Origin of the sequence: Amycolatopsis sp. NPDC051716 (assembly GCF_040681595.1) — a bacterium.
Classification (GTDB): Bacteria; Actinomycetota; Actinomycetes; order Mycobacteriales; family Pseudonocardiaceae; genus Amycolatopsis.
Genome location: NZ_JBFAZA010000021.1, coordinates 101,739 through 125,771 on the forward strand (window position 1 = coordinate 101,739; position 24,033 = coordinate 125,771).

Annotated in this window: 30 protein-coding genes; 20 read left to right on the forward strand and 10 right to left on the reverse strand. The window is 70.9% G+C overall.

Annotated elements, in window-relative coordinates:
* Positions 1-102: 102 nt before the first annotated feature.
* The 13 genes from AB0M30_RS27705 to AB0M30_RS27765 all read left to right on the forward strand — a co-directional run bounded on the left by AB0M30_RS27705 (position 103) and on the right by AB0M30_RS27765 (position 10,224).
* Positions 103-1,002, forward strand: a complete 900-nt coding sequence (locus AB0M30_RS27705) for a hypothetical protein (RefSeq protein ID WP_364589135.1) — start codon at positions 103-105, stop codon at positions 1,000-1,002.
* A 37-nt stretch (positions 1,003-1,039) separates the two neighbouring features.
* Positions 1,040-2,659: an AAA family ATPase gene (locus AB0M30_RS27710; protein ID WP_364589137.1), complete on the forward strand. Its 1,620-nt coding sequence runs from the start codon at positions 1,040-1,042 to the stop codon at positions 2,657-2,659.
* Positions 2,656-2,871, forward strand: a complete 216-nt coding sequence (locus tag AB0M30_RS27715; protein WP_364589140.1) for a DUF2997 domain-containing protein — start codon at positions 2,656-2,658, stop codon at positions 2,869-2,871. The genes AB0M30_RS27710 and AB0M30_RS27715 overlap by 4 nt, the downstream gene beginning before the upstream one ends.
* Positions 2,859-3,434 (forward strand): 4Fe-4S single cluster domain-containing protein, encoded by a 576-nt coding sequence (locus tag AB0M30_RS27720; RefSeq protein WP_364589143.1) that lies wholly within the window; start codon positions 2,859-2,861, stop codon positions 3,432-3,434. The genes AB0M30_RS27715 and AB0M30_RS27720 overlap by 13 nt, the downstream gene beginning before the upstream one ends.
* A complete protein-coding gene (locus AB0M30_RS27725) occupies positions 3,431-3,874 on the forward strand; it encodes a hypothetical protein (protein ID WP_364589146.1) in 444 nt (147 codons plus the stop codon). Before AB0M30_RS27720 ends, AB0M30_RS27725 begins: the two co-directional genes overlap by 4 nt.
* Positions 3,871-5,064, forward strand: coding sequence for a helix-hairpin-helix domain-containing protein (locus AB0M30_RS27730; protein ID WP_364589149.1), 1,194 nt, complete (start codon positions 3,871-3,873; stop codon positions 5,062-5,064). The genes AB0M30_RS27725 and AB0M30_RS27730 overlap by 4 nt, the downstream gene beginning before the upstream one ends.
* Positions 5,065-5,087: 23 nt before the next feature.
* Complete coding sequence (locus tag AB0M30_RS27735) at positions 5,088-5,801, forward strand: ESX secretion-associated protein EspG (protein WP_364589152.1); 714 nt, start codon at positions 5,088-5,090, stop codon at positions 5,799-5,801.
* 73 nt (positions 5,802-5,874) lie between these two features.
* On the forward strand, positions 5,875-6,402 hold the full coding sequence (locus AB0M30_RS27740) for a DUF3558 family protein (protein ID WP_364589155.1): 528 nt from the start codon (positions 5,875-5,877) through the stop codon (positions 6,400-6,402).
* A gap of 61 nt (positions 6,403-6,463) precedes the next feature.
* The gene (locus AB0M30_RS27745; protein WP_364589158.1) at positions 6,464-6,781 is read left to right on the forward strand and encodes a hypothetical protein; all 318 of its coding nucleotides are present in this window, start codon (positions 6,464-6,466) and stop codon (positions 6,779-6,781) included.
* A 258-nt stretch (positions 6,782-7,039) separates the two neighbouring features.
* A complete protein-coding gene (locus AB0M30_RS27750; RefSeq protein ID WP_364589160.1) occupies positions 7,040-7,558 on the forward strand; it encodes a hypothetical protein in 519 nt (172 codons plus the stop codon).
* Between the two features lie 2 nt (positions 7,559-7,560).
* Positions 7,561-9,036, forward strand: a complete 1,476-nt coding sequence (locus AB0M30_RS27755) for a hypothetical protein (protein ID WP_364589163.1) — start codon at positions 7,561-7,563, stop codon at positions 9,034-9,036.
* A gap of 64 nt (positions 9,037-9,100) precedes the next feature.
* Positions 9,101-9,850 carry a PhzF family phenazine biosynthesis protein gene (locus AB0M30_RS27760; protein WP_364589166.1) on the forward strand — a complete coding sequence of 250 codons (750 nt, stop codon included), beginning with the start codon at positions 9,101-9,103 and terminating at the stop codon, positions 9,848-9,850.
* Positions 9,850-10,224, forward strand: coding sequence for a YccF domain-containing protein (locus AB0M30_RS27765; RefSeq protein ID WP_364589169.1), 375 nt, complete (start codon positions 9,850-9,852; stop codon positions 10,222-10,224). Before AB0M30_RS27760 ends, AB0M30_RS27765 begins: the two co-directional genes overlap by 1 nt.
* On the opposite strand, the gene AB0M30_RS27770 is transcribed toward AB0M30_RS27765, so the two are convergent.
* Together AB0M30_RS27770 and AB0M30_RS27775 are read right to left on the reverse strand one after the other, a co-directional pair.
* Positions 10,221-11,021: a metallophosphoesterase gene (locus AB0M30_RS27770; RefSeq protein WP_364589172.1), complete on the reverse strand. Its 801-nt coding sequence runs from the start codon at positions 11,019-11,021 to the stop codon at positions 10,221-10,223. The genes AB0M30_RS27765 and AB0M30_RS27770 overlap by 4 nt on opposite strands.
* Before the next feature lie 37 nt (positions 11,022-11,058).
* A complete protein-coding gene (locus tag AB0M30_RS27775) occupies positions 11,059-11,853 on the reverse strand; it encodes an HAD-IIA family hydrolase (RefSeq protein WP_103336445.1) in 795 nt (264 codons plus the stop codon).
* 190 nt (positions 11,854-12,043) lie between these two features.
* Between AB0M30_RS27775 and AB0M30_RS27780 the strand changes: the two genes are divergently transcribed.
* A complete protein-coding gene (locus AB0M30_RS27780; RefSeq protein ID WP_364589175.1) occupies positions 12,044-13,822 on the forward strand; it encodes a multicopper oxidase domain-containing protein in 1,779 nt (592 codons plus the stop codon).
* A gap of 10 nt (positions 13,823-13,832) precedes the next feature.
* Here the strand turns inward: AB0M30_RS27780 and AB0M30_RS27785 are convergent, their stop codons facing one another.
* The 5 genes from AB0M30_RS27785 to AB0M30_RS27805 form a co-directional block, all read right to left on the reverse strand.
* Entirely contained in the window at positions 13,833-14,900 is a 1,068-nt protein-coding gene (locus tag AB0M30_RS27785; RefSeq protein WP_364589178.1) for an ATP-binding cassette domain-containing protein, read from the reverse strand.
* On the reverse strand, positions 14,897-15,661 hold the full coding sequence (locus AB0M30_RS27790) for an ABC transporter permease (protein WP_364589320.1): 765 nt from the start codon (positions 15,659-15,661) through the stop codon (positions 14,897-14,899). Before AB0M30_RS27790 ends, AB0M30_RS27785 begins: the two co-directional genes overlap by 4 nt.
* Before the next feature lie 61 nt (positions 15,662-15,722).
* Entirely contained in the window at positions 15,723-16,529 is an 807-nt protein-coding gene (modA, locus tag AB0M30_RS27795; protein ID WP_364589181.1) for a molybdate ABC transporter substrate-binding protein, read from the reverse strand.
* Positions 16,526-16,930 (reverse strand): helix-turn-helix transcriptional regulator, encoded by a 405-nt coding sequence (locus AB0M30_RS27800; protein WP_014467790.1) that lies wholly within the window; start codon positions 16,928-16,930, stop codon positions 16,526-16,528. Before AB0M30_RS27800 ends, modA begins: the two co-directional genes overlap by 4 nt.
* Before the next feature lie 33 nt (positions 16,931-16,963).
* On the reverse strand, positions 16,964-17,443 hold the full coding sequence (locus AB0M30_RS27805) for a MarR family transcriptional regulator (RefSeq protein WP_364589184.1): 480 nt from the start codon (positions 17,441-17,443) through the stop codon (positions 16,964-16,966).
* A 137-nt stretch (positions 17,444-17,580) separates the two neighbouring features.
* On the opposite strand from AB0M30_RS27805, the gene moaA reads away from it, so the two are divergent.
* The 3 genes from moaA (at position 17,581) to AB0M30_RS27820 (ending at position 20,579) form a co-directional block, all read left to right on the forward strand.
* Positions 17,581-18,588, forward strand: coding sequence for a GTP 3',8-cyclase MoaA (moaA, locus tag AB0M30_RS27810; protein ID WP_364589187.1), 1,008 nt, complete (start codon positions 17,581-17,583; stop codon positions 18,586-18,588).
* 10 nt (positions 18,589-18,598) lie between these two features.
* Positions 18,599-18,850, forward strand: coding sequence for a MoaD/ThiS family protein (locus AB0M30_RS27815; RefSeq protein WP_364589190.1), 252 nt, complete (start codon positions 18,599-18,601; stop codon positions 18,848-18,850).
* A 1,078-nt stretch (positions 18,851-19,928) separates the two neighbouring features.
* Positions 19,929-20,579 (forward strand): transglycosylase family protein, encoded by a 651-nt coding sequence (locus AB0M30_RS27820; RefSeq protein ID WP_364589193.1) that lies wholly within the window; start codon positions 19,929-19,931, stop codon positions 20,577-20,579.
* Between the two features lie 261 nt (positions 20,580-20,840).
* Here the strand turns inward: AB0M30_RS27820 and AB0M30_RS27825 are convergent, their stop codons facing one another.
* A complete protein-coding gene (locus tag AB0M30_RS27825) occupies positions 20,841-21,296 on the reverse strand; it encodes a MarR family transcriptional regulator (protein ID WP_364589196.1) in 456 nt (151 codons plus the stop codon).
* Between the two features lie 53 nt (positions 21,297-21,349).
* Here AB0M30_RS27825 and AB0M30_RS27830 point away from each other — a divergent pair, with 53 nt between their 5' ends.
* Complete coding sequence (locus AB0M30_RS27830; RefSeq protein WP_364589199.1) at positions 21,350-21,799, forward strand: nitroreductase family deazaflavin-dependent oxidoreductase; 450 nt, start codon at positions 21,350-21,352, stop codon at positions 21,797-21,799.
* Here AB0M30_RS27830 and AB0M30_RS27835 read toward each other — a convergent pair.
* Together AB0M30_RS27835 and moaC are read right to left on the reverse strand one after the other, a co-directional pair.
* On the reverse strand, positions 21,786-22,709 hold the full coding sequence (locus AB0M30_RS27835; RefSeq protein ID WP_364589202.1) for a molybdenum cofactor biosynthesis protein MoaE: 924 nt from the start codon (positions 22,707-22,709) through the stop codon (positions 21,786-21,788). The two genes, AB0M30_RS27830 and AB0M30_RS27835, sit on opposite strands and share 14 nt — an antisense overlap.
* On the reverse strand, positions 22,706-23,176 hold the full coding sequence (gene moaC, locus AB0M30_RS27840) for a cyclic pyranopterin monophosphate synthase MoaC (RefSeq protein WP_091318516.1): 471 nt from the start codon (positions 23,174-23,176) through the stop codon (positions 22,706-22,708). The genes AB0M30_RS27835 and moaC overlap by 4 nt, the downstream gene beginning before the upstream one ends.
* 81 nt (positions 23,177-23,257) lie before the next feature.
* Between moaC and AB0M30_RS27845 the strand changes: the two genes are divergently transcribed.
* Together AB0M30_RS27845 and AB0M30_RS27850 are read left to right on the forward strand one after the other, a co-directional pair.
* Positions 23,258-23,524 carry a type II toxin-antitoxin system prevent-host-death family antitoxin gene (locus AB0M30_RS27845; RefSeq protein ID WP_364589205.1) on the forward strand — a complete coding sequence of 89 codons (267 nt, stop codon included), beginning with the start codon at positions 23,258-23,260 and terminating at the stop codon, positions 23,522-23,524.
* Positions 23,512-23,922 carry a PIN domain-containing protein gene (locus AB0M30_RS27850; protein WP_364589208.1) on the forward strand — a complete coding sequence of 137 codons (411 nt, stop codon included), beginning with the start codon at positions 23,512-23,514 and terminating at the stop codon, positions 23,920-23,922. Before AB0M30_RS27845 ends, AB0M30_RS27850 begins: the two co-directional genes overlap by 13 nt.
* Positions 23,923-24,033 lie beyond the last annotated feature (111 nt).

Sequence of the window (24,033 nt, forward strand, 5' to 3'; positions counted from 1 at the left end):
TGCCTCCTGAAGTCGACGGTGACTGCCGCCGAGTCTAAGAACCAGGTACCGGGACAGCCAGGTCGGTGGCAGGATCCACCCGGGAACGAGGGAGGGAACCCGATGCGAAGAATCCTGGCTTTGGCGTCCGCAGTCCTGCTGCTCACGGTGGCCGCACCGGCGTCGGCGGCGACGCGGGTGATCGTGCTGCCCGGTGCCACGTCCGCCGAAGGGATCACCGCCGCCGGCGGCGGTACCTACTACACCGGCGACCTCTTCGCCGGCACGATCTTCCGCGAGGACGTCCGGAGCGGGACGGCCGAGCGCTTCATCGAGGCGCCGCCCGGCACCGCGGCGGCCGGGGTGGACCTGGACCGCCGCCACGACCTGCTGTTCGTCGCCGGCGCGGACCACGGCAAGGCGTACGTCTACGACGTCCGCACCAAGGCGAAGGTCGCCGACTACACCTTCGGCGACCCGCAGACGTCCTACATCAACGACGTGGCGGTGACCCCGCAGGGCGCGTGGTTCACCGACTCGTACCACCCGCAGCTGTTCTTCGTGCCGATCGTGGCCGGCCGGCTCGGCACGCCCCGCACCCTGCCGCTGAGCGGGCCGGGCGCCGGCGGCTCTCCGGGCAGCTTCTTCATGAACGACGTCATCGCCACGCCGTCCGGCGACACCCTGCTCGTGGCCGCCACGATCCCCGGCAAGGTGTACAAGATCAACCCGGTCACCGGGGCCAGCGCGGAGATCGCCGGCGTGGACGCGCCCAGCGTCGTCAGCCTCGTGCTCGAAGGGCACCGGCTCTGGGCGGTGCAGCTCGACGACAAGATCACCCGGTGGTGCCTCGACGGCGACCTGAGCCACGGCACGGCGGCCGGCACGATCACCGATCCGCTGTTCGACCAGCCCGTCTCGGCGGCGAAGGTCGGCGACCGGCTCGCCGTCGTCAACTCCCACATCTACAGCGGCACGCCGCCCACCAGCCCCACCTACGAGGTCCTCGTCGTCGACGCGTGAGTTGGTAGGGTCCGAACGGACTTCGAGGGGGCGTTCGATGGCCGGCGAGGGGTTTCGCGACGAGCTGACCCAGCTGCTGCAGGCGCGCTACCCGCTGCTCGTCGTCGAGACGCACGAGGAGCAGCGGGTCCTGCGGGAAATCCGCGCGGTCGCCGAAGACGCCCACCGGCTGCGGACCCCGCGGCGCGTCTACGTCTGGTCGTCCACCACCGGCCTGGCGCCCGCGGGCGGCCCGCCGATCAGCGAGACCCGCACCGCGGCCGCCGCGCTCGAACGCATCTACGGCTGGGGCGAGCCCGCCGTCTTCGTGTTCGCCGACCTGCACCCCTCGCTGGTGTCCGAGGGCGGCCACCGGCCCGATCCCGACGTCGTGCGCCGGCTGCGGGAGCTCGCCGCCGCGTTCAAGACCCGGCCGGTGCCGCTGAGCCTGATCCTCGTGTCGCCGTCGCTGCCCGTGCCGCCGGAGCTGGAGCACGACGCCACCGTCGTCGACTTCCCGCTGCCCGACCAGCGCCAGATCGGCGAGCTGCTGGACAGCATGGTCGCCGCGCACCGGCAGAACGTCCGGATCACCATCGACCGCGACGACCGCGACATGATCGTCGCCGCCGCGCGCGGGCTCACGCTGCCGGAGGCCGAAAACGCGTTCGCCAGGGCCCTGGTCGAGGGCGGCGGGCTCGATCCGAGCGACCTCGAGCTGATCCTCGCCGAGAAGCGCCAGGCCGTGCGGCGGTCCGGGATGCTCGACATCGTGCCGGCGGAGACGAGCTTCGACGCCGTCGGTGGCCTCGACCGGCTCAAGCGCTGGCTGACCAAGCGCACCGGCACCTGGACACCGGCGGCGTCGGCGTACAACCTCGCGGCGCCGAAGGGCCTGCTGCTCACCGGCGTGCCCGGCTGCGGCAAGAGCCTGTCCGCGGTGTGCGTCGCGAACATGTGGCGGCTGCCGTTGCTGCGGCTGGACCTCGGGCGCGTCTTCGCCGGGCTCGTGGGCTCGAGCGAGAAGAACATCCGCACGGTCATCCGCACCGCGGAGGGCATCGCGCCGTGCGTGCTGTGGGTCGACGAGATCGAGAAGGGCCTCGCCGGGGCCGGCGGCGGGGGTGACGGCGGCACCGCGCGCCGCGTGTTCGGCACGTTCCTGTCCTGGATGCAGGAGAAGTCGGCGCCGGTGTTCGTGATGGCCACCGCGAACCAGGTCGGCTCGCTGCCGCCGGAGTTCCTGCGCAAGGGCCGGTTCGACGAGATCTTCTTCGTCGACCTGCCCTCGGCGGCCGAGCGCGCCGCGATCTGGCGGATCCACCTGGGCAAGCGCGTCACCGATCCGTTCGTGGGCAGCGAACTGCGGCTGGACGACGCGCTGTTCGCCGAGCTCGCCGACGTCAGCGCGGGCTACAGCGGCGCCGAAATCGAGCAGGCGGTGCTGTCCGGCCTGGTCGACGCGTTCGCCGAGAAGCGGCCGCTGCGCCGCGACGACCTGGTGCGGGCGGTGAAGTCGACCGTGCCGCTGTCGGTCACCCAGGCCGACGAAATCCTGGCCATCCGGAACTGGGCGGAGACCAGGGCCGTCGCCGCCACGGAGACCGCGGTTCCCGGTTCGGAGCCCGTCGCGCCGCCGCCCCCGGCGGCACCGAGTGGGAGGACGATCGACGTATGACGCACCGCGTGACCGTGACCATCGGCAGGGACGGCTCGATCAGCGCCGAGACGCACGGCGTGACCGGCTCGAAGTGCCTCGACTACATCCCGCTGCTGGAGGACCTGCTCGACGCGGAGACCGTGACGTCGGAGTTCACCGAGGACTACCGGCGCACGACCACGTCCGCGGAAGACACCGCTTCGCAGCAGCAGTCGCAATGGAACTCCTGAACCTCCACCGGATCGTCGACACGACCGCCGCCGAGGGCCCCGGCGTCCGGTGTGCCGTGTGGACGCAGGGGTGTTCGGTGCGCTGCCCGGGCTGCTTCAACCCGCAGACGTGGACGACCCGCGGCGGGTTTTCCCTTTCGTGGCAAGACCTCGTGGCGCGCGTGCTCGCCGTCCCCGGCATCGAAGGCGTCACGCTGCTCGGCGGTGAGCCGTTCGACCAGCCCGAGCCGCTGGGTCGCTTCGCCGCCGCGGTGCGCTCGGCGGGGCTCTCGGTGATGACGTTCACCGGGCACGTCCTGGAGGACCTGCCGCCGTCTCCGCTGTTGGATTCGACGGATCTCCTGGTGGACGGGCCGTTCCTGGCGGACCGGCCCGAGCCTGCCCGGCCGTGGGTGGGCTCGGCGAACCAGCGGTTCCACTTCCTGAGCGACCGCTACGACGAGTCGATCTTCACCACCCCGAACCGCCTGGAACTGACGATCGCCCGCGACGGCGCGATCGAGCTGAACGGGTTCGCCACCACCGAAGTACTCGAAGCGCTGCTCGAAGGGGAACGCCGATGAGTGTCACGCTCAAGCTGCGCAGTGCGGCACTGGCCCAGCTCGACGCCGCCACGATCGCCGCGCACGCGCATGCGCAGCCCGGGGTCGTCACCGTGCGGACCCGGATGCGCCACCGCGACCTGCTGGCCCGCGCGCTCGCCGGCTTGCGGGCGCAGGTCACCGACGACGGCACGTCGGTCGTCGCCGCTTGGGAGGGCCGGCGGATCACGTTCGGCTACGGCCCCGAGGGTGTCCAGGTGGCGCACGTCGACGGGCCGGGCCTGGTGCCCGAGGAAGCTTCGCGGCTCGTGTTGTCGGTCGATGAGGCGTATGCGGCCGAAGTGCAGCGGGCGGTGCTCGCGCGGCTGAAGGACCGGGCGGCTCAGGCGGGCATGCGCGTCGAAGCGGAGCGGGTCAACGCCGACCAGTCGATCAGCGTCACGCTGGCCGCCACGTCGTGACCGAGACCAGGGTCGGGCTGATCGAGTTCGGCAAGGCGATCCACGACTCGGTCACCGTCCCCGGCCTCGGGGAGCTGCCAGGCGGGCAGGTGAGCGCGGGGCGCGCGGTCCGCGGCGCCCGCGCGCGGCTCCGCCGGGGCGATCGGATCGTCGAGGACAACCTGCGCCTGGGGATCGTGGTGCGGAAAAAGTACTTCTCCAGTGACGTCGAGCCGGTGACCGACGCCGGGTTCCTGAAGGACGTGTTCGTCGCCGTCGGGCGGCGCGATCTCGGCAACGGCGACGCGCTGGAGCTGTACACCGATGACACCGTCGGCCCGGACATGAGCCGTCCCGAGGGTGCCGCGTCGGTGGTGGCGCCGGCTTTCGAGCCACTGACGGGGTTCCACGCGCAAGTGCGGGTCCGGAACGGCGTCCTGCGGTTCGGGGCGTTGTGTTCTTCGACGCGCGGCGGCCAGCCGATGCGGGTGCTCGGGCTGTTCGGGCCGGCCGGGCCGCTCGAGGAGCTGTCATCGGGTCAGGTGGGGACGGTGTTGCTGGGCTTCCAGTGCGACGCGCCCCCGATGGCCGGCGACACGCTGACGGCGTTCCCGTCGCCGGAGTTCGTGGAGCAGCGCGACGGAACGGCGGTGGTGCACGGCGTCAGCGACCTCGGCCAAGGTTCGGTGGTGGCGGCGGTCGAGGTGCCGGAGGGGAGGAGTGCGGCGTTCACGGTGGGGGTGCGTGTCCGGGTGCTGCGGCCGATCGGCACGACGTTCAACGAGCGGAGCACGGTCATCACCGCGGGGCTGCCGGTGCTTTCCCTGGCGCGCGACGGGATCGCGGTGCGGACGACGGCGGGGTCGCGGGTGTTCACGGTGGGGCTCGGGACGCGGGATCTGCGCCAGAACGACGTGATCGAGGCGTATGTGCCTTCTTCGCCCCCTTTGTCGCCACCTCCGCCTCCCCCGGTGGCGGTGGTGGACGTCAACGCGGCGCCGGCTTCCGATTTGGCTGGTCTTCCGGGCCTTACGCCATCGCGGGTGGCAACGGCCCTGGAGCTGCGGCAGCGGCAGGGCGGCTTCCCGGACGTGGAGGCCTTCGGAGTGGCGATCGGCTTGCAGCCGCACGAAATAGTCCGGTTGCGCGGACGGGCGACGGCCGGTCGGGTGGCGTTGCCGGAGACGGGCGTTCGTCAGCTGGACATCTGAGGGATTCCGCTACGCTCGGGAACGTGCCGGAGGAATTCTCGCTGGGTTTGACGGAGGTCACCGCGGCGGTCCGGCGCACGGGTCTCCCGGCGCACTGGCACCCGTTCGAGATCCCCAGCCCAGGCCACACGCTGGAGGAGCACGAACGCATCCTGGCGGCGGCGTGGGACGCGATGCGAGGGCGTGGGCTGGCGGGGCCGGAGAAGCTGGACATCGAGGTGGAGCAGACGCTGCGCGCCTGGACCCAGCCGGAGGTGCTGATCATCGTCCGCGCGGCGGAGGTGGCGGACGGCCGCCAGGTGTTCTACCGAGCGACGATCGGCCACGGCCTGGGCGTGTACTCGGAGCGGGTGCCGGACGGGATCAACTTCGTCCAGATCCGCCCCGACCACCTGGTCGACGCCCTGGTCGGCATCCTTCCCCGCTACGGGCCGTTACCGGTGGCCCCGGCGACGTCGACGGTGGGCCCGAGCCGGCCACCGGACACCGAAGCACTGCGGGAGTACGCCCAGTGGGCCCCGCACCGCCACGGAACGTTCGAGCTCTCGACCCGGGCCGGCCAGGGCAACCTCCGCCCGGTGGGCACGGTGACCTTCGTCGACACCGACGCGGGCCGCTACCTGACGTTCACCGAGCCCCTGCCGGGCGGCGAGTCCCGGTTGAGGTTCGTCCCCTCGGACGGGGGACACCTGAGAGGGTGGTTGCACGAGCGCATCGCGGAGACGACCCAGCGGTGACCCGCGTCCTCGCATCGGCGCGTGATCTACCCGTAGTGTTCAGGTTGTGACCCGAGCAGCCACCGTCCTCGCCTTGGCCACCCTGGCGCTCGCGCTGAGCGCCTGTGACAGCAAGGTGGGGGGTACGCCGCAGGCCGCGGGCACGTCGTCGAGCAGCGCCTCCACGACCAAGCCGAGCGGCGCGACGGGTGACAACCCGTTCGGGGACATGAAGCCCTGCGCCACGCTCGACCGGGCCCTGAATGGTCAGGGCTACCCGGCCTCCGTACCAACCACTGCTGATGCGGCGCGCAGTTGCACGACCGAGAAGAAAACCGGTGACGAGACGGTCGGCGTGACCATCTCCTTGCACGCCGGTCAGACGATCAACGAGAACATCGCCGACCCCAGCAAGGCCTCGACCGGCACGGTCAACGACCGGCCCGCCGTCCAGGAGCGCGAACCCATCGGGGCGAAGGGCCAGTGCGCCGTCGCGATGGAGGTCAAGCCGAAGTCGCGCGCTGTCGTATCGGTGGCCTTGAGTTACGGCACCACGGACCAGGCCTGCACGGATGTCAACGACGTCGCGACCAAGGTCGAGCCGCTCCTGCCGCGGTCTTGATTTCTCTGCCATGCGTAACGTACGAACCGCGACCCGGCCGAGCTTCGAGCACCGAACCGCCTTGACCGTTCTCGTCCCGCTCGCCCTGAGCGGCTGTGGAAGCGAAGTCGCGGGGACACCCCGAACAGTTGCCTCGTTTTCGGGCGGCACGCCGACTACCCTGCCCCGCCGCACAGGAGCCGACCCGTTCGCCCGGCTGAACCCGTGCCAGATCCTCGATCAGGCGCTTACCGGGCAGGGCTACTCCGCCGCGAAGCGGAGCGACGCCGATGCGGCCCACAACTGCGACGCGAAGATGACCGACTACGGCATCATCGGCCTGGCCCTCCAGCCGGGCAGACGATCGATCAGACCATCGTCGACCCGCGCAAGGCCGTGACCGGGGACGTCAACGGGCGACCCGCCGTGCAGGAGCGCGAGGCACTTGGGGGCACGGGCTCCTGCGACGTCTCCATGGAGGTAGCACCGAACTCGCGGGCCGCGGTCCTGGTCACCCTCCAGACAGCCGGTACCGACGAGGCATGCCGGCTGGTCAACGACGTTTCAACGAAAGTCGAACCGCTCCTGCCGAAATAGCGACACGACGAACAGTGACACGAAGCTCAGTCACTACTACAGTAGTAGCTTGATACAGAGGGTGATCGACGGCCAGTCGTGCCTTGGGGAGGAATCGATGGCATCAGGAGCTCAGTTCGGGGGGCCACCTCCCGCAACGCCGGCTGGCGACGCCGGGAATGACTTCCTGTCGAACCTCCTCGACGTCCCGCTGGATCCGGAGGGCGCGAAGCGGGTCAACGCAGGTGCCCAGCAGTTCAAGGCCCTGGCCGAGAGCGGCGGATTCACCATCAACGAAGCGGGTTTCGAGCATTACCGGAAGGTCTGCGACACCTTCATCGACGGGTACAACGACATCCGTCGCGAACTTCACGTGCTCAGCCTCGCTGCGCAGATGGGTGGCAGCGACTACGCGAATCAGGTCGCGAACTTCAACGTCAAGGTCGCAGCCGGCGATCCCGAGTCGCTCGTGCCGAATCTCGAACTGCTCTCCGATGGCTTCAAGAAGGTCCGCGAAGCGCTCGAGATCGCCCGCAAGAACTACCGCGAAACCGAGGACGCACACAGCCAGACCTTCGCCAAGCTTCGCGGGAGCGAGTGACCATGGCGCACGAGCACGCCGAACATCGCCAGTACGAGAGCGACTTCTACGCGCAAACGCAGCAGAAGCTGCAGCAGAACGTGCACCACTTCGGCGCCGAGGACCAAGGGGACGCCCGCGCGGGGGTGACGCCACAGACGGAAAACCAGGCGGCGCAATACTCCGTCGAGCAAGGAAAGGTTCTGCTGCACAACCAGGCCACCCGCGGCGACGCGCCCGCGCCTGGGCAGAACTACGCCTCCAGCTCGCATGAAGAGCTGTACGGCATGGTGCACGACAACATGCGGCCGGCGGATCTCGACGACCGTGGCCGGGTCGCCAACAAGCTCGGCAACTGGCTCGCCGACGTCTCCAACGCCGCGAACGACGCGGTCAGCTCTAGCGAGATCCAGTGGCAAGGCCCCGGAGCCGCCCAGGCGCACAGCTTCTTCCAAAGCACCGCCACCTACACGGGTGATACCGCGAATGCCGCCCAGCTCAGCTCCAACCGCTACTCCCAGCAGGCGGCCGCTGCCGATTATGCGCAGAAGAACATGCCCGAGCCGACCGGGTTCAACCAGCAGGCCGAGATCACCAAGGCCACCGTGCAGTACCAGGCGGGGGACGTCGCCGGCGCGACGCAGACCATGACCAACGTTGCCGCCAAGCAGCAGCAGGCCGATGCCGCTCATCAGCAGGCCGTTCAGGTTCTGCAAAACCTCGACTCCACCTACCACGAGACCGCCAGCACCCAGCCCACCTACACCCCGCCGCCGCAGTTGGGGCAAGGGGACTCCACCTCGGTCAGTGGCTTCCACGGCACGAGCGGCACCGGGTTCAGCGGAACGCCCTCCGTCGGCGGCACCGGACCAGGGACCGGGCCCGGCGGCACCAGCGGCAGCTTCGCCCCCGGCGCCCCCGGCGGAACCGGCGGAACCGGAGGCCCGAGCGTCACGAGCGGCCCCGGCGGACCAGGAACCCCCAGCGGCACCACCTACGTCCCGCCGGGAACCAGCACCGGCACCGGCACCTTCAGCGGCAACTCCAACTTCCGCGCCACCCCCGCCGCCGGCAGCTTCGGCCGCGTCACGCCCGACGGGCTCGCCATGCCGGGCACCACCACCGGTGGCACCTCCGGCAGCGGCGACGTCACCCGCGGCAAAGGCATCGGCTCCGGCCGGGCCGGCACCGGGTTCGCCGGATCGCGGGTCTCCGGCAGCGCCGGAACCGGACCCAAGGAAGCACCCGGCGAAGGCGGCAGCAAGACCGGCAGCAAGCCCGGCGAACGGCTCGAGCGCGGAGCCACCGCGGCCGCCGCGGCCAAGGGCGGGAAAGGCGGCTCCGGTGCCGCCGGAGCCGCCGGGGCCGGGAAAAAGAAGGACGACGACAAAGAGCACAAGAACAAGTACGCCGTCGACGAAGAGGTCTTCGATCTCAAGCCGGAACGCGGGCCGGACGGGGAAAAGATCGTGAAGCCGACCATCGGGGAGACCTCCTAGGGGTCATCCCCGGGATCCGGCCCGGACCGAGATCAACCGGAAAAACCCCGGCTACATTGGGGACATGCGCTTCTTCATCGTCGACGCCTTCACCGATCGCGCCTTCGCCGGGAACTCGGCCGGGGTGGTCCTGCTGGACGAACCCGCCGACCCGGCCTGGATGCAGGCCGTCGCCGCCGAGATGAAGCACGCCGAGACCGCCTTCGTCGTCACCACCGACGCGGGCCCCAAGTCGCTCCGGTGGTTCACCCCCGCCGTCGAGGTCGCGCTCTGCGGGCACGCCACCGTCGCCGTCACGCACGTTCTCGGCGGGAAACAGACCTACACCACCAAAAGCGGCGAACTGCGGGCCAACGCCGAAGACGGCTGGGTCGAGCTGGACTTCCCCTCCGACCCGCCGCGGCCCACCGATGACGACCTGTCCGAAATCCTCCCCGGCGTCGAGATCGAGTACACCGGCCGCGGCGTCGAGAACCTCTTCGCCGTCGTCAAAGACGCCGACACCGTCCGCGGCCTCGAGCCGGACCTCGGGAAGCTCAAGCACACCTGGACCGGGCGGCTCCTGGTCACCGCGCAAGGAGACGACTTCGTCAGCCGCTTCTTCGCCCCCGGCGTCGGCATCGACGAGGACCCCGTCACCGGCTCCGCGCACTGCATCCTGTCGCCCTACTGGTCCGAGCGGCTCAACCGGAAAGAGCTCACCGGCGAACAGGCCTCGGCCCGCGGCGGCATCGTCCGGACCCGCCAGGACGGCGACCGCGTCCACCTCGCCGGCCAGGCCGTCACCGTCCTCAGCGGGGAGCTGCACATCTGATGCGCACCCTGCTGAACATCATCTGGCTCGTCCTGTGCGGCTTCTGGATGGCCGTGGGCTACCTGCTCGCCGGCGTCATCTGCTGCGTCCTGATCGTCACCATCCCGTTCGGGCTGGCGTCGTTCCGCATCGCGCGCTACGCGTTCTGGCCGTTCGGCCGCACCGTCGTCGACCGGCGGGACGCGGGCGCCGCGTCGTGCGTCGGCAACGTCGTCTGGTTCGTCTTCGCCGGGTGGTGGCTGGCGCTCGGGCACGTCTTCACCGGCATCGCGCTCTGCCTCACCGTCGTCGGGATCCCGCTCGGCATCGCGAACTTCAAGCTGATCCCGGTGTCGCTGGTGCCGCTCGGCAAGGAGATCGTCGAGATCGCCTAGGACTCCGGCTGGTACGGCAGCTCGACGACCAGGCACGGCCCGCCGACGAACAGGCCGCCGTCGACGCCGAGCGCCTTGCCGCCCGCGTACAGGAACGGGCCCTCGATCTGCGTCGGGTGGATGCCCAGCTGGTCGGCGATGACGCTGTGGCCGTGCACGATCCGCGAGCCGCCGAGGGCGTCCATCAGCTTCTGGGCGTTTTCCTCGCCGTCCGGGCCGCGGAAGGCGTAGCGCGTCGTCATCCGGCGCCAGACGTCCCACCACGCCTCGATGTCGCTGCCCTCGAGGATGTCGCGAGCCGCCTCGTTGATCTCGTCGAGCGACGAGCCCCAGTCGAGGTACTCCAGCGTGTCCGAGTGCAGCAGCAGGTGGTCGGCGGCGAGCGCGGCCAGCGGGCGCGCGCTCAGCCACTCGATGTGCTCCGGGGTCAGCCGGTCCTGGTCCGACAGCAGGCCGCCGTTGATCTCCCAGCTGCGGGCGAAGCTGCGCGGGCCGAAGTCGGACGGCACCGGCTCGTCGCCGAAGTGGTACATCCCCAGCGCCAGGATCTCGTGGTTGCCCAGCAGCGTCTGGACCTGGCCACCGCCCTCGGCCGCCTGCTCTTCGAGCCGCATGACCAGGTCGATCGCCCCGACGCCGTCCGGGCCGCGGTCGACGAAGTCGCCGAGGAACCACAACTGGTCCTCGCCGCCGGACCAGTTGTCCTCCTCGTCGACGAGGCCTTCGGATCTCAGCGCGTCGGCGAGTTCGTCACGGTGGCCGTGGACGTCGCCGACCACGTACGTCGACTTGCTCATCCGCTGACGATATGCCCTGTGGCCTCCCGGCTCGCGGTCAGCCTTCGCCGAACGGGTCCCCGGTTCGCCCGATCAGGTCGGCGATCGAGTCGATCACCAGCGTGGGCCGGTACGGATAGCGCTCGGCCGACTCCGGGGTGGAGATGCCGGTGAGCACCAGGATGGTCTGCAGCCCGGCCTCGATGCCCGAGTGCACGTCGGTGTCCATCCGGTCGCCGATCATCAGCGTCGACTCCGAGTGCGCGCCGAGCCGGCGCAGCGCCGAGCGCATCATCAGCGGGTTCGGCTTGCCGACGTAGTACGGCGAGCGCCCGGTGGCCTTCTCGATCAGCGCCGCGACCGAACCGGTGGCCGGCATGGAGCCCTCTACGCTCGGGCCGGTCGCGTCGGGGTTCGTCGCGATGAACTTCGCGCCGCCCTCGATCAGCCGGATCGCGCGCGTGATGGCGCTGAAGCTGTACGTGCGGGTCTCGCCCAGCACGACGTAGTCCGGGTCACGCTCGGTCAGCACGTAGCCGACCTCGTGCAGCGCCGTCGTGAGGCCCGCTTCGCCGATGACGTACGCGGAGCCGTTCGGCCGCTGCGAGGAGAGGAACTTCGCGGTCGCCAGCGCCGAGGTCCAGATCGACTCCTCCGGGATGTCGAGCCCGGTGCGCTCCAGCCGCGCCCGCAGGTCGCGCGGGGTGTAGATCGAGTTGTTCGTGAGCACCAGGAAGTCGATGCCGTTCGCCTTCAGCTCGGCGAGGAACTCGTCGGCCCCGGGGACGAGGTGCTCCTCCTTCACCAGGACGCCGTCCATGTCGGAGAGGTACGTCCACCGGCGTTCGTTCATGGTCCGGAACCTATCACGCGTGCGAGACCCCTGCGTGATACGTCGAAAACGGCTACCATGGGAATTGCCGGTATCGCGAGGGGAGTCGCGCTTCCGGTCACCGAGGGGGTTCGGGGGAATACTTTTCGACGTCGACGGCGTGCGCGCCGCCGCGCAATTCTTCCTGCCCCCGAACCGAAGGGGGAGAACCATGACCGAAATCATCGAGCGCCCGGCGACGGCCGGGCCGATCACCGCGCCCAACTGGGGACTCACCAAGTTCTTGGACCCGCTGCGCATTCCACCCGTGTTCCGGCCGCGCAGCCGGGAAATGATCACGATTCCGATGATCACGACGCGGCAGCGGCTGCACTCGGAATTGCCCGAAAGTACGTTGTGGACGTACGCGGGACATTTCCCGGGTCCGACGATCGAAGTGCGCAACGGCAAGCAGCTGCGGATTTCGTGGTCGAACGAAATCGAAGGGGAGTTCCCGCTCGTGGCCGTGCAGGGGCCGCTCGCCGACGCGCCGGCGAGCCGCCCCGGCCGCGAACTGGACAGGCCGGGCTACTCGATCGTCGAGGGTGTCGCGGACCTGCCGGCCTGGACGGTCGTCCACCTCCACGGCGCGCGCACCAACGCGGGCAACGACGGCTGGGCGCACAACGCCGGCCTCCCGGGGACGGCCCAGCTGGCCGAGTACCCGAACCGCCAGCGGGCGATGCCGCTCTGGTACCACGACCACGCCATGGCGATCACGCGCTTCAACGTCCACACGGGCCTGGCCGGGATGTACCTGGTCCGCGACGACGAGGAGGACGCGCTCGGCCTGCCGCACGGCGACCACGAGATCCCGCTGGTCATCACCGACCGGAACCTGGACCTCGACCCGGCGACCGGCGAGCTCACCGGGCAGCTGCTCTTCAAGTTCCCGGTCATCCCGCCGGCCGGCCCGGCGATCCCGTTCTCGGGCCCGTTCAACCTGGTCAACGGGGTGATCTGGCCGCACCTGGACGTCGACGCGCGGTGGTACCGCTTCCGGCTGCTCAACGCGGCCAACTCGCGGTTCTACACGCTGAACCTGGTCGACGAGAACAACGTCCCGGTCAACGACGCCGTCCGCCTGATCGGCACCGACGGCGGCCTGCTGCCCGCGCCGGCGCCGCTGCCCGCCGGCGGGCTGACCGTCGCCCCGGCCGAGCGCTTCGACGTCCTCATCGACTTCAGCCGGTTCAAGGGCCGGAAGCTCAAGCTGCGCAACGCCGATCCGCGGCTGGGCATCGTCGAGCCGGACCTGATGGAGTTCCGGGTGGACGGCCGGGCCAAGCACGACCCGTTCACGCTGCCGGAGAAGATCTCGACGTCGTACGTCCGGCTGCAGCACGGCACGACGCTGCCGGAAGACCACGACCACGTCTGGATCGCGCTGCTGCTCAACAAGGCCGGCCACCCGGAGCTGTGGGACCTCGAGCAGGTCGAAGCCGACCCGGGCGGCGAGGGGATCATCCAGGTCCAGGACCCGAACGGCGGCCTGAAGACGTTCCGGATGATCGGGCGGGTCTTCGACGACACCACCGGGATCTTCATCGACCACGACCGGTGGGCGGTGTGGAACATCCTGCACGTGGCGAACGGCGGCCCGGCACACCCGATCCACATCCACCTGACGGAGTTCCAGGCGCTGTTCCGGCGGGCCTTCACCACGACGTTCGACCAGGCGTCGGAGCGGACGACGGCGCCGATCGAGGGCTTCACCGACGTCCCGCTGGAGGAGTACGAGGAGGGCTGGAAGGACACGATCATCGTGAACCCCGGCCAGTGGGTGAGCGTCGCCGGGCAGTTCGGCGGTGGCACCGGCGAGTTCATGTACCACTGCCACATCCTCGACCACGAGGACGAGGGCATGATGCGGCCGTTCGTCGTGCACCCGCCGGCGGTGGCGAAGTTCCACGTCCACCCGGGCGGCGGCCACCACCACGACGCCGCCTGACCGGCGCCGGCTAAGAGGCCGCGGCCGGGTGGATCGCCACGGTCGCGGCCTTCACCGACAGCGTCACCGCCGAGCCGGGTTCCAGGGCGAGCTCGGCGACGGCGGCCGGGGTGAGGTCGGCGGTGAGGCCGTGGGCCCAGCCGTCGCCCTCGGCCCGGACGCGGATCACCGGCCCGTGCGGCTCCAGGGCCGCGACGACCGCGCCGGTCGTGTTGCGCGGGCTGCCGCGGTGCTCGCCGTCGCGGGAGTAGACGGCGACGGCGTTCGGCGGGAACACCGCCACCGCGGGCTCCCCCGGCACCACGTCGGCCGCCGGAAGCCCGCTGACGACCTCGCCCGACGCCGTCCGCAGCCCTTCCGCGACCGCGGTACCGGCGACGAGGTTGAGGCCGGCGATCCGCGCGGTGAACGCGGTCCGCGGCGCCGAAAGGACCTCGCGGGTCGGGCCGCGTTCGACGATCCGGCCGTCGTTCAGCACCGCGACGTGGTCGGCGAGCGCGAGCGCGTCCAGCGGGTCGTGCGTGACGAGCACCGTCGTCGGCCCGGTCTTGAGCACCCGCCGCAGCAGGCCGCGGATCGCCGGCGCGGCGTCGACGTCGAGGGCGGCGAAGGGCTCGTCGAGCAGCAGGAGATCGGGTTCGGCGGCCAGCGCCCTGGCGATCGCGACGCGCTGGGCCTGGCCGCCGGAGAGCTGCCCGGGCCGCCGGTCGGCGAGCGCGATGGCGTCCACTTCGGCCAGCCAGTAGAAGGCCCGTTCGCGCGCGGCCTGGCGGCCGGCGCCGGTGGAGCGCGGCGAAAACGCCACGTTGTCCACCGCGGACAGGTGCGGGAAGAGGAGAGCGTCCTGGGAAAGCAGCCCGATCCCGCGGTGGTGCGGCGCCAAGCCGGCCAGCGCGCGGCCGGCCACCGTGATTTCCGCCGACGCCGGCGTGATCAGCCCGGCGAGGCAGCCCAGGACCGTCGACTTGCCGGAGCCGTTCGGGCCGAGCAGCGCCAGCACGTGCCCGGCGGGGACGTCGAGCTCGACGTCCAGGTCGAACGAGCCGCGCACGGCGGCGATCCGGGCCGTGAGGCTCACCGGAGGCCGCCTTCCCACGAGCGCGGCCGCGCGACGGCGATGACCAGGAACGCCACGACGATCAGCAGCAGCGAGAGCGCGACGGCGCTGTCGATGTCCACTTCCGCCTGCGTGTAGACCTCCAGCGGCAGCGTGCGGGTGACGTCTTCGAGGCTGCCGGCGAAGGTGATCGTGGCGCCGAACTCGCCGAGCGCGCGGGCGAAGCTGAGGACGACGCCGGAGCCGAGCGCGGGCAGCAGCAGCGGCAGCGTGACCCGGCGGAACACCGTCCACGGGCGCGCGCCGAGCGTCGCGGCGACCTGCTCGTAGCGGTCGCCGGAGCCGCGCAAGGCGCCTTCGAGGCTGACCACCAGGAATGGCATCGCGACGAACGTCTGCGCGATGACGACGGCGGTCGTGGTGAACGGCACGGACTCCCCGGTCAGCGTGGTGATCAGCATGCCGAGGAAGCCCTTGCGGCCGAGCAGGTAGAGCAGGGCGAGGCCGCCGACGACCGGCGGCAGGACCAGCGGCAGCAGCACGATCGGGCGCAGCAGCCGGACCCCGCGGAAGCGGGCCCGCGCGAGCACGACGGCCAGCGGCACCCCGAGCAGCACGCAGGCCAGCGTCGACAGCGCCGCCGTGAGCAGCGACAGCCGCAGCGCGTGCCACGACGACGGCGTGACGATCAGCGACGGCAGCCGCGTCAGGTCCGAGCGCACCAGCAGCCCGACGACCGGGAGGACGACGAGGGCCAGCGCGAGCGTGGCCGGGATGCCCAGGACCCACGGAACGCGCGAACGGCCGGCCGGGACGGATCCCGGCCGGCCGCTGGAGAGCCGCTTACTTGGCAGGACCGAACCCGGCCTTCGTCAGCTCGGACTTGCCCTCGGCACCGAGGACGAAGTCGTCGAACTGCTTGGCCAGGGCGCTCTGCCCGCCCTTGATCGCGGCGATCGGGTAGCTGTTGATCGCCTGGGCCGCCTCGGGGAAGTCCACCTTGTCGACCTTGCCCGCGGCCGACGTCGTGTCGGTGATGTAGACCAGGCCGGCGTCGGCGTCACCGGAGGCGACCTTGTTCAGCACCTGCTTGACGTCCTGCTCTTCGCTCTTCGGCTTGAGCGTGACGCCGGTGGCCGTCTCGACCTTCTTCGCCGCCGCACCGCACGGCACCTGCGGGGCGCAGGTGATCACGGTGAGGCCGGCCTTGTTCAGGTCGGCGAAGGACTTGATGCCCTTGGGGTTGCCGGGCGCCACGGCGATGGCGAGCTTGTTGGTCGCGAACACCGCCGGCTGGCCGTCGATCACGCCGCCCTGGACGGCCTTGTCCATGTTGGCCTGGTCGGCCGAGGCGAAGACGTCGGCCTTGGCACCGTTGGTCAGCTGCTGGACCAGGCCGGACGAGCCGGCGAAGCTGAACTTCACGGTGACGCCGGGGTGCTGGCCTTCGAACGCCTTGCCGAGCGCGGTGAACGACTCGGTGAGCGACGCGGCCGCGAACACGGTCAGCGTGCCGCCACCGGTGTTGCCGGCCCCCTTGGGCGCGGGCGCGGTGACCGACCCGCCGGGCTGCGTGCTGGGCTCGTCCGAGCTGCTGCACGCGCCCGCGAACAGGGCGACGGCCGCGACGGCCAGAGCAAGCTTCTTCATCGACTTCCTTCCGGTGTCTCCACCACGACAGTGGTCGCTTTGACCACCGCGACCGCGAGCACGCCGGGGCGCAGGCCCAGCTCGCGGACGGCTTCCGTACTCATCAGGGACACCACGCGGTGCGCCCCGCACTGCAGTTCCACCTGAGCCATCACCTTGTCGGTGATGACCTCGGTGACCAGCCCCACGAACCTATTGCGGGCGGACCGGCCGACCGCGGACGGGTCGTCGGGCGCGGTGGCCTGTGCCCGGGCGAACCCGGCGAGCTGGGCGCCGTCGACGACCTTGCGGCCGGCGGCGTCGTCGGTCGCGGTCAGTTGCCCCGCGCGCACCCACCTCCGGACGGTGTCGTCGCTGACGCCGAGCAGGCGCGCGGCCTCGGACAACCGAAATTGCGGCATGCCGCAGACATTATCTCCGCAGTTGAGGAAAAGCTACGCGGGGCGCGAATTGCCCATGACTTCGGTGCGCATCGCTTCGAGCATTGCGTTCTGATAACGCTCGATCACTTTTCGCTCCGCCGGGGAGAACTGCGCGAGCAGCTCGCGGAGGACGTCGAAGGCCGACTCGAAGAGCGGCGCGAAGCGTTCGGCCGTCCCCGGCACCACCTCGACGAGGACCTTGCGCCGATCCTCGGGGTCGCGTACGCGGCGGACCAGCCCGACCTTCTCCAGCCGGTCGATGACGCCGGTGACGGCGCCGGTGGACAGGCCGGTCAGCCCGGCGATCCGGCCCGCGGTGAGCGGCCCACCGGCCTGGATGACCAGGTCGAAGGCCTTGTGGTCGGTGCCGGACAGGCCCATCTGCTCGGCGATCCGGGCGTGCCGCAGGACGGTGAACGTGCTGCCTTGGCGGCCCAATTCCGCGAAGCGGAAGAGTTCCTCTTCGGTGACCGGGTAAGTCTTTTCCGTCACGGGCCCTCGTTAGTTCGTCCACTGAACCACTCTCTGCGCAAAGTATCCTAACCGGCCGTTGCGGAGCTACTCTGTGCGTAATGACAGCAGTGGATCTCGGGTTTCCTCGCGTCCCCGGTACACGAGGATCTTCTCGCGTGCCCCGGCCCGAGAACCCCCATCTCATCGACACCTTCGGCCGGGTGGCCACCGATCTGCGGGTCTCCCTGACCGATCGGTGCAACCTGCGCTGCACCTACTGCATGCCCGCGGAGGGCCTCGACTGGATGCCGGGCGAGCAAGTGCTGACCGACGACGAGCTGGTCCGGCTGATGCGGATCGCCGTCGAGATGCTCGGCGTCACCGACATCCGGCTCACCGGCGGCGAACCGCTGCTGCGGGCGGGCCTCGAGGACCTCGTCGCGCGGATCACGGCGTTGTCGCCCCGGCCGCGGTTGTCCATGACCACGAACGGGATCGGGCTGGCCCGGCGGGCCGCGGGCCTCGCCGAGGCCGGGTTGAACCGGATCAACGTCTCGCTCGACACCGTCGACCCCGAGCTGTTCAAGACGATCACCCGGCGCGACCGGCTCTCACACGTGATCGCCGGCCTCGCCGCGGCGCGGGACGCCGGGATGTCGCCGGTGAAGGTCAACGCCGTGCTGATCCGCGGGCTCAACGAGACCGAAGCCGTGCCGCTGCTGCGGTTCTGCCTCGACGAGGGCTACCACCTGCGGTTCATCGAGCAGATGCCGCTGGACGCCCAGCACGGCTGGAACCGCGGCGAGATGATCACCGCGGCCGAGATCCTTTCGATGCTGGAGGCGGAGTTCGAGCTGACGCCGTTCCCGGCGGCGCGGGGTGGCGCACCGGCCGAGCGCTGGCTGGTCGACGGCGGGCCCGGCGACGTCGGCGTGATCGCGTCGGTGACCCGGCCGTTCTGCTCGGCCTGCGAGCGGACCCGGCTGACCGCCGACGGCGCGGTGCGCTCCTGCCTGTTCAGCAACGACGAGACGGATCTGCGGTCCCTCGTGCGCGCGGGCGCGCGCGATGAGGAGGTGGCGGACGCGTGGCGGGCGACGATGTGGGGCAAGCTCGCCGGGCACGAGATCAACGACGCCGGGTTCGCGCAGCCGATCCGGCCGATGAGCGCGATCGGCGGCTGAGGTGGCGACGGTGACCATCGTGGTGCGGTACTTCGCCTCGGCGCGGGCCGCGGCGGGCGTGGAAGAGGAGAAGGTGCAGCTGCCGGCCGGGGCGTCGGTCGCCGACGCCGTGGCCGAGCTGGCCCGCCTGCACCCGGCCGGCCTGCCCCGGCTGCTGGAGGCGGTCAGCTACCTCCTGGACGGCATCGCGGTCCGCGACCTCACCCGCCCCCTGCGGGACGGCGCGGAGCTGGACGTCCTCCCCCCGTTCGCCGGCGGCTGACCACCCCGGCACGTGATCGAAGGGTCGACTCGCGTGTCTGAACAGTCGACACGCGTGATTGAAGGGTCAACACGGCGAAACTAGGCCAGCCCCTCGTGTCGACCCTCTGATCACGCGTGTCGACCTCCTGGTCACGTGTGTCGACCTTCTGATCACGTGTGTCGGCTCTCCAGACACGCGGGCCGACCCTCTGGGTACGCGGGCCGACCCTCTGGGTGCGCAGGCCGACCGCCTGGGTACGCGGGCCGGGGTGGGTGGCTTGCGCCGAAGCTTGTAAGCGGGTGGTCCGTTCGGCGGAGGCGTGTCGAGTTCGCCCTTCCGGTAAATCTGCGACCGCTCGGGTACGGCGGCCGACCGCTCGGCGACGGGGTTTCGGGTCCTCGGCGTGGCGCGTCACCGGATCCGGGTGTTCGCGAGAAGCTGATCGCGACCGGCCACCACGCCTTCCGGTGACCTGTTTCACCTGGTCCGTCGCCCTGCGTCGGTGTCAGGGCCCGGGTAGGAGGGCCAGCTTCTCTCCGACCGGGTCGGGAAACCGCTCGAACAGGTGGGACTGTTGTGACTCCTGGGGCATGTGGGGCAGGATTGTCAAGTCTGGCGCCGCACCGGCAGGGCTCTTAAGATGCGCGCTTCAATCGCGATCGCGAGGGCGCGAATGGCCCATTCGCTCCCCGAAACACGTGATGCAAGCCTCACGATCCGTGTTTTATCTCGGGGAGGAAACGGCCAGATAACGGCCCGCTGACCTGCACAAACAGGCATATCGGCCAGGGTTGCGTGCCGTTACTGTGACGTAGGTCACGCCCCGAATAATTTCCGATCACGGCCATCGTTACGTACCGTCGCTTTTCGGTTGGCCCCGACCAACCAGCAAGACCGGGAATCCGTAGCGCCTAGCCCTGTCCGACGGATCCCCGGACCCATACCCCGAGCGAAAGCATTTCCGGACAGGGACGAGGGGACGACGAAGACGCGCCGTGCGTCGGACTCGCCTGCCGGCCTGAGACGGTCGGCGCCAGGACCCCGATCCTGACCCTCACACCGGTTCGTAGGCGCTGGGAAACCGAGAAGCATCCAAATGTCTTACCGAGGCAAGCACCGCAAAATGTCCGCTGCCACCCGCACCGTCGCTCGCGTCGCCATCGCGGGCATTGCGGTCGGCGCTCCCCTCGCGATCGCCGCGACCCCCGCGTCGGCGACCAACTGGGACGCCATCGCGCAGTGCGAGAGCAGCGGCAACTGGAACACCAACACCGGCAACGGCTACTACGGCGGCCTGCAGTTCACGCAGAGCACCTGGAAGGCCTACGGCGGCACCGGCAGCGCGGCGAACGCTTCCCGCGACGAGCAGATCGCCGTGGCCGAGCGCGTCCTGCAGGGTCAGGGCATCGGTGCGTGGCCGGTCTGTGGCAAGAAGGGCGGCGGTTCGTCGGCCCCCAAGGCCAGCAGCCCCACCACCAAGAAGGTGACCCCGAAGAAGAGCACGACCGCGCCCGCCCCGAAGAAGGCGGCGTCGGCTCCGGCCGCGGCCCCGGCCGCCCCCGTGTCGACCGGCGTGAGCAGCTCCAACCCGGCCGGTGACTACACCGTCGTGGCGGGCGACACCCTGTCGAAGATCGCCCAGAAGTTCAACGTCCAGGGCGGCTACCAGAAGCTGCAGGACATGAACGCGAAGTACATCCCGAACGCGGACCTGATCCTCGTCGGGCAGAAGATCGCCACCAAGTGACGATCTCGCAGTGATGCACGGGTCCGGCCTCGAGCCGTGACCTGAACGGGCTCCCACCGCCGATCCCCCGGGCGGTGGGAGCCCTTCACTCGTTTTCGCGGGCGCCAGGAACTGTCGGCCCTCGCCGGTAAGCTGGCAACCGGGGGCCGGAGGCCAAGCGAGCAGCCCCGCAGTCGCCTCAGCCGGGCGCTGGAGCCATGCGGCCCCACACTCGCCTCAGCGCGAGAAGCGCGCACAGATTCGCCGGCAGGCGCCAGCCCCTCAGCGCGTGCGAATGCGCTCCGCCGCCGCCAGCTGCATCCGTTCACCCTTCCGCAGCACCTCGATGACCAGCTCCAGCTGCTCCGGCGCGTACTCGGCCAGCAGCGCCCGGCCCGCCCGCTCGATCGGGCCGTAGACCTCCTCCAGCAGCTCCGCCGCCTTCGGCGTCAGCTCCACCACGGCCCGGCGCCGGTCGTCCGCGTCCGTCCGGCGGGTCAGGTGGCCCGCGTTCGCCAGGCGCTGGATCGCCGTCGTGGTCGCCGCCGGGCTCAGGTTCGCCTCCGTGGCCAGCCGCCCCGCCGTCACCGCTCCCGCCGCCGCCACCAAGCCGATGATGCGCAGGTCCGTGCGGTTCACGCCGAAGGCCGCCGCAGCGGCTTCGTCCACTACGTCGTTCGCCGCGCCGAACGCCGCTGCCGCGTGAGTTGCCTCGGTGACCAGTGATTGCTTCGACACTCGAAAGAGTCTACCTTGGCCGGTAAGTATTTCGATCATCGAAAGGATTTGCCGTGCCGACCACCCGCCCGGCCCTGCCCCGCTGGCTGCGCCCCGCCAACCGCCTCGTGCGCCTCCTGACGCGCCTGGGGCTGCGCCTGGGCACCGTGCACGTCCTGACTGTCCCGGGCCGCCGCTCGGGCGCGCCACGGCCCACTCCGGTCTCCCCGCTGACCGTCGACGGCCAGCGGTACGTCATCGCCGGCCTGCCAGACGGCGACTGGGCGCGCAACGTCCGCGCCGCCGGCCGGGGCGAGCTCGCCCATGGGCGCCGGCGGCAAACCGTCACGCTGACCGAGGTCACCGACGCCGAAGAGCGCGAGCGGGTGATGCGCGCCTTCCCGCACGAGGTGCCGCACGGCGTGCCCATGTTCGTCCGTCTGGGCCTGGTCACCGGCCCCGACCCAGACGAGTTCGCCGCGGCCGCTCAGCGGGTCGCGGCGTTCCGGCTCACGGCGAGTTGACCCACTCGTCCGTGCCGTCGGCGAAGTGCTGGTGCTTCCAGACCGGCAGCCGCGCCTTGACCTCGTCCACGAGCTCCGAGCACGCCGCGAACGCCTGCCCGCGGTGCTCGGCCGCCACGGCGCACGCCAGGGCGACGTCGCCGATCGTCAGCGCCCCCAGCCGGTGGCTCACGGCGACCGCGCGGACGCCGGTCCAGCGCGCCGACAGGTCCGCGACGACGTCCTCGATCACCTGGCCCGCGCTCGGGTGGCCCTCGTACGTCAGGTCGCGGACGCCCTTGCCGCCGTCGTGGTCGCGGACCACCCCCGAGAAGGTCACCACCGCGCCCGCGGCGTCGTCCTCGACCAGGCGGGCGTGCTCCTCGACCGACAGCGGCTCCTCCGTCACCAGTGCCCGCGCGACCCGCACCGGAGGCGCGGCGGCGGCGTTGGGACGCGGGTGGTCGCCCCCGGCCAGCTGGTCGACGGCGTGCGCCAGGATGCCGTCCAGGACGCCCAGGCCGTCCTTGACGCCGCCGCTGGAGCCGGGGAGGTTCACGACCAGGGTGCGCCCGGCCACGCCCGCCACGCCGCGCGACAGCACCGCCGTGGGCACCTTCGGGAGGCCGGCGGCGCGGATCGCGTCGGCGACGCCCGGCAGCTCGTGGTCGAGCTGCGCGCGGGTGACGTCCGGGGTGCGGTCGGTCGGCGAGATACCGGTCCCGCCCGTGGTGAGGACCACGGCGACGCCGTCGGCCAGCGCGGCCCGCAGCGCGACGCCGACCGGATCGCCGTCCTCGACGACGACCGGCGCCGGCACGTCGTAGCCGCGGTCCGCCAGCCAGGCGGCGATCACCGGGCCGGTCTTGTCTTCGTAGACGCCCTTCGCGGCGCGGTTGGACGCCACGATCACGCGCGCGCTGCGCTTCACGGCCGCTCCCAGGTTCCGGTCTTGCCGCCGTCCTTGCGGAGCAGGCGGACCTCGTCCAGCGTCGCCGCCGGGTCGACGGCCTTGATCATGTCGTGCAGCGTCAGCCCGGCGACGGCCACCGCGGTCAGCGCCTCCATCTCGACCCCGGTGACGTCGGTGGTCTTCGCCGTCGCGCGGATGCCGACCTCGGCCTCGCCGAGCGCGAACTCGACCTTGACCCCGGACAGCGCGATCTGGTGGCACAGCGGGATCAGCTCGGGGACGCGCTTGGCACCCATGATCCCGGCGATGCGCGCGGTGGCGAGGGCATCGCCCTTGGGGAGGCCATCGGTGGCCAGCAGCCGGAGCACCTCGGCGGTGGTCCGCACGGTCCCGGCGGCGAGCGCGGTGCGCGCGGTGGCGGTCTTGCCGGAGACGTCGACCATGCGGGCGGCGCCGGTCTCGTCGACGTGGCTGAGTTCACTCACCAGCCGAGGCTACTTCCACCATCGGGGGAACACCGCCGCGGCCGCGTGGTTCAGAACCCCGGAATCTGATAATCTGATCCCGTGCTGGAACTGACGGCGTCAGAAGCTTCCCGGTCGTTCTCCGCGGTGCTCGACGAAGCGGAGAAGGGCGAAACGATCGTCGTCACCCGCAATGGCAGGCGGGTGGCGCTGATCGTGCCCGCGCCGCGCGCGAACGGCGCCGAGGTGTGCGCGGTGTTCCACCGCTGGGCCGGAAAGCTCGAAGTCGACGACCGGTTCGAGGAGGACGTGGCGAAGGTCCGCGAGACGGCGTCCGCCGAGCTGGACGGCGACCCGTGGCGCGACTGATCCTCGACACCGGCATCCTCATCGACGCCGCCCGCCGACGGTTGCCGGCGGGCGCGATCGGCGACGAGGACGACGTCGCCGTACCGGCGTTGGTGATCACCGAGTACGAGGTGGGCCTGCGGCTCGACCCGAACCCGGCCCGCCGGGCGGCGCACAGTGCGTTCTTGGCCGAGTTCCTGGCCGTCACGCCGGTGGTCGACTACACGACGAACGTCGTCGAGCACCACGCCGAGCTCCTGGCCCACCTGCAGCGGACCGGGCAGGTTCGCGGCGCACACGACCTGATCATCGCGGCCACCGCCCGGGCCACCGGCCGCACGCTGGTGACCACGGACGGCCGGGCCCGGTTCGAAGACCTGCCGGACGTGGAGGTGAGGCTGCTGGCGCGAACCAGCTGAGGCTCAGCGCTCCCGCGAGCCCGGCCTGCCGCACGGCCTCGGCCACCGCGGGGCTGGTTCGCGGTCGGTCAGCGCTCCGCGAGCCCGGACTTCCGGAGCCGGGCGGACACC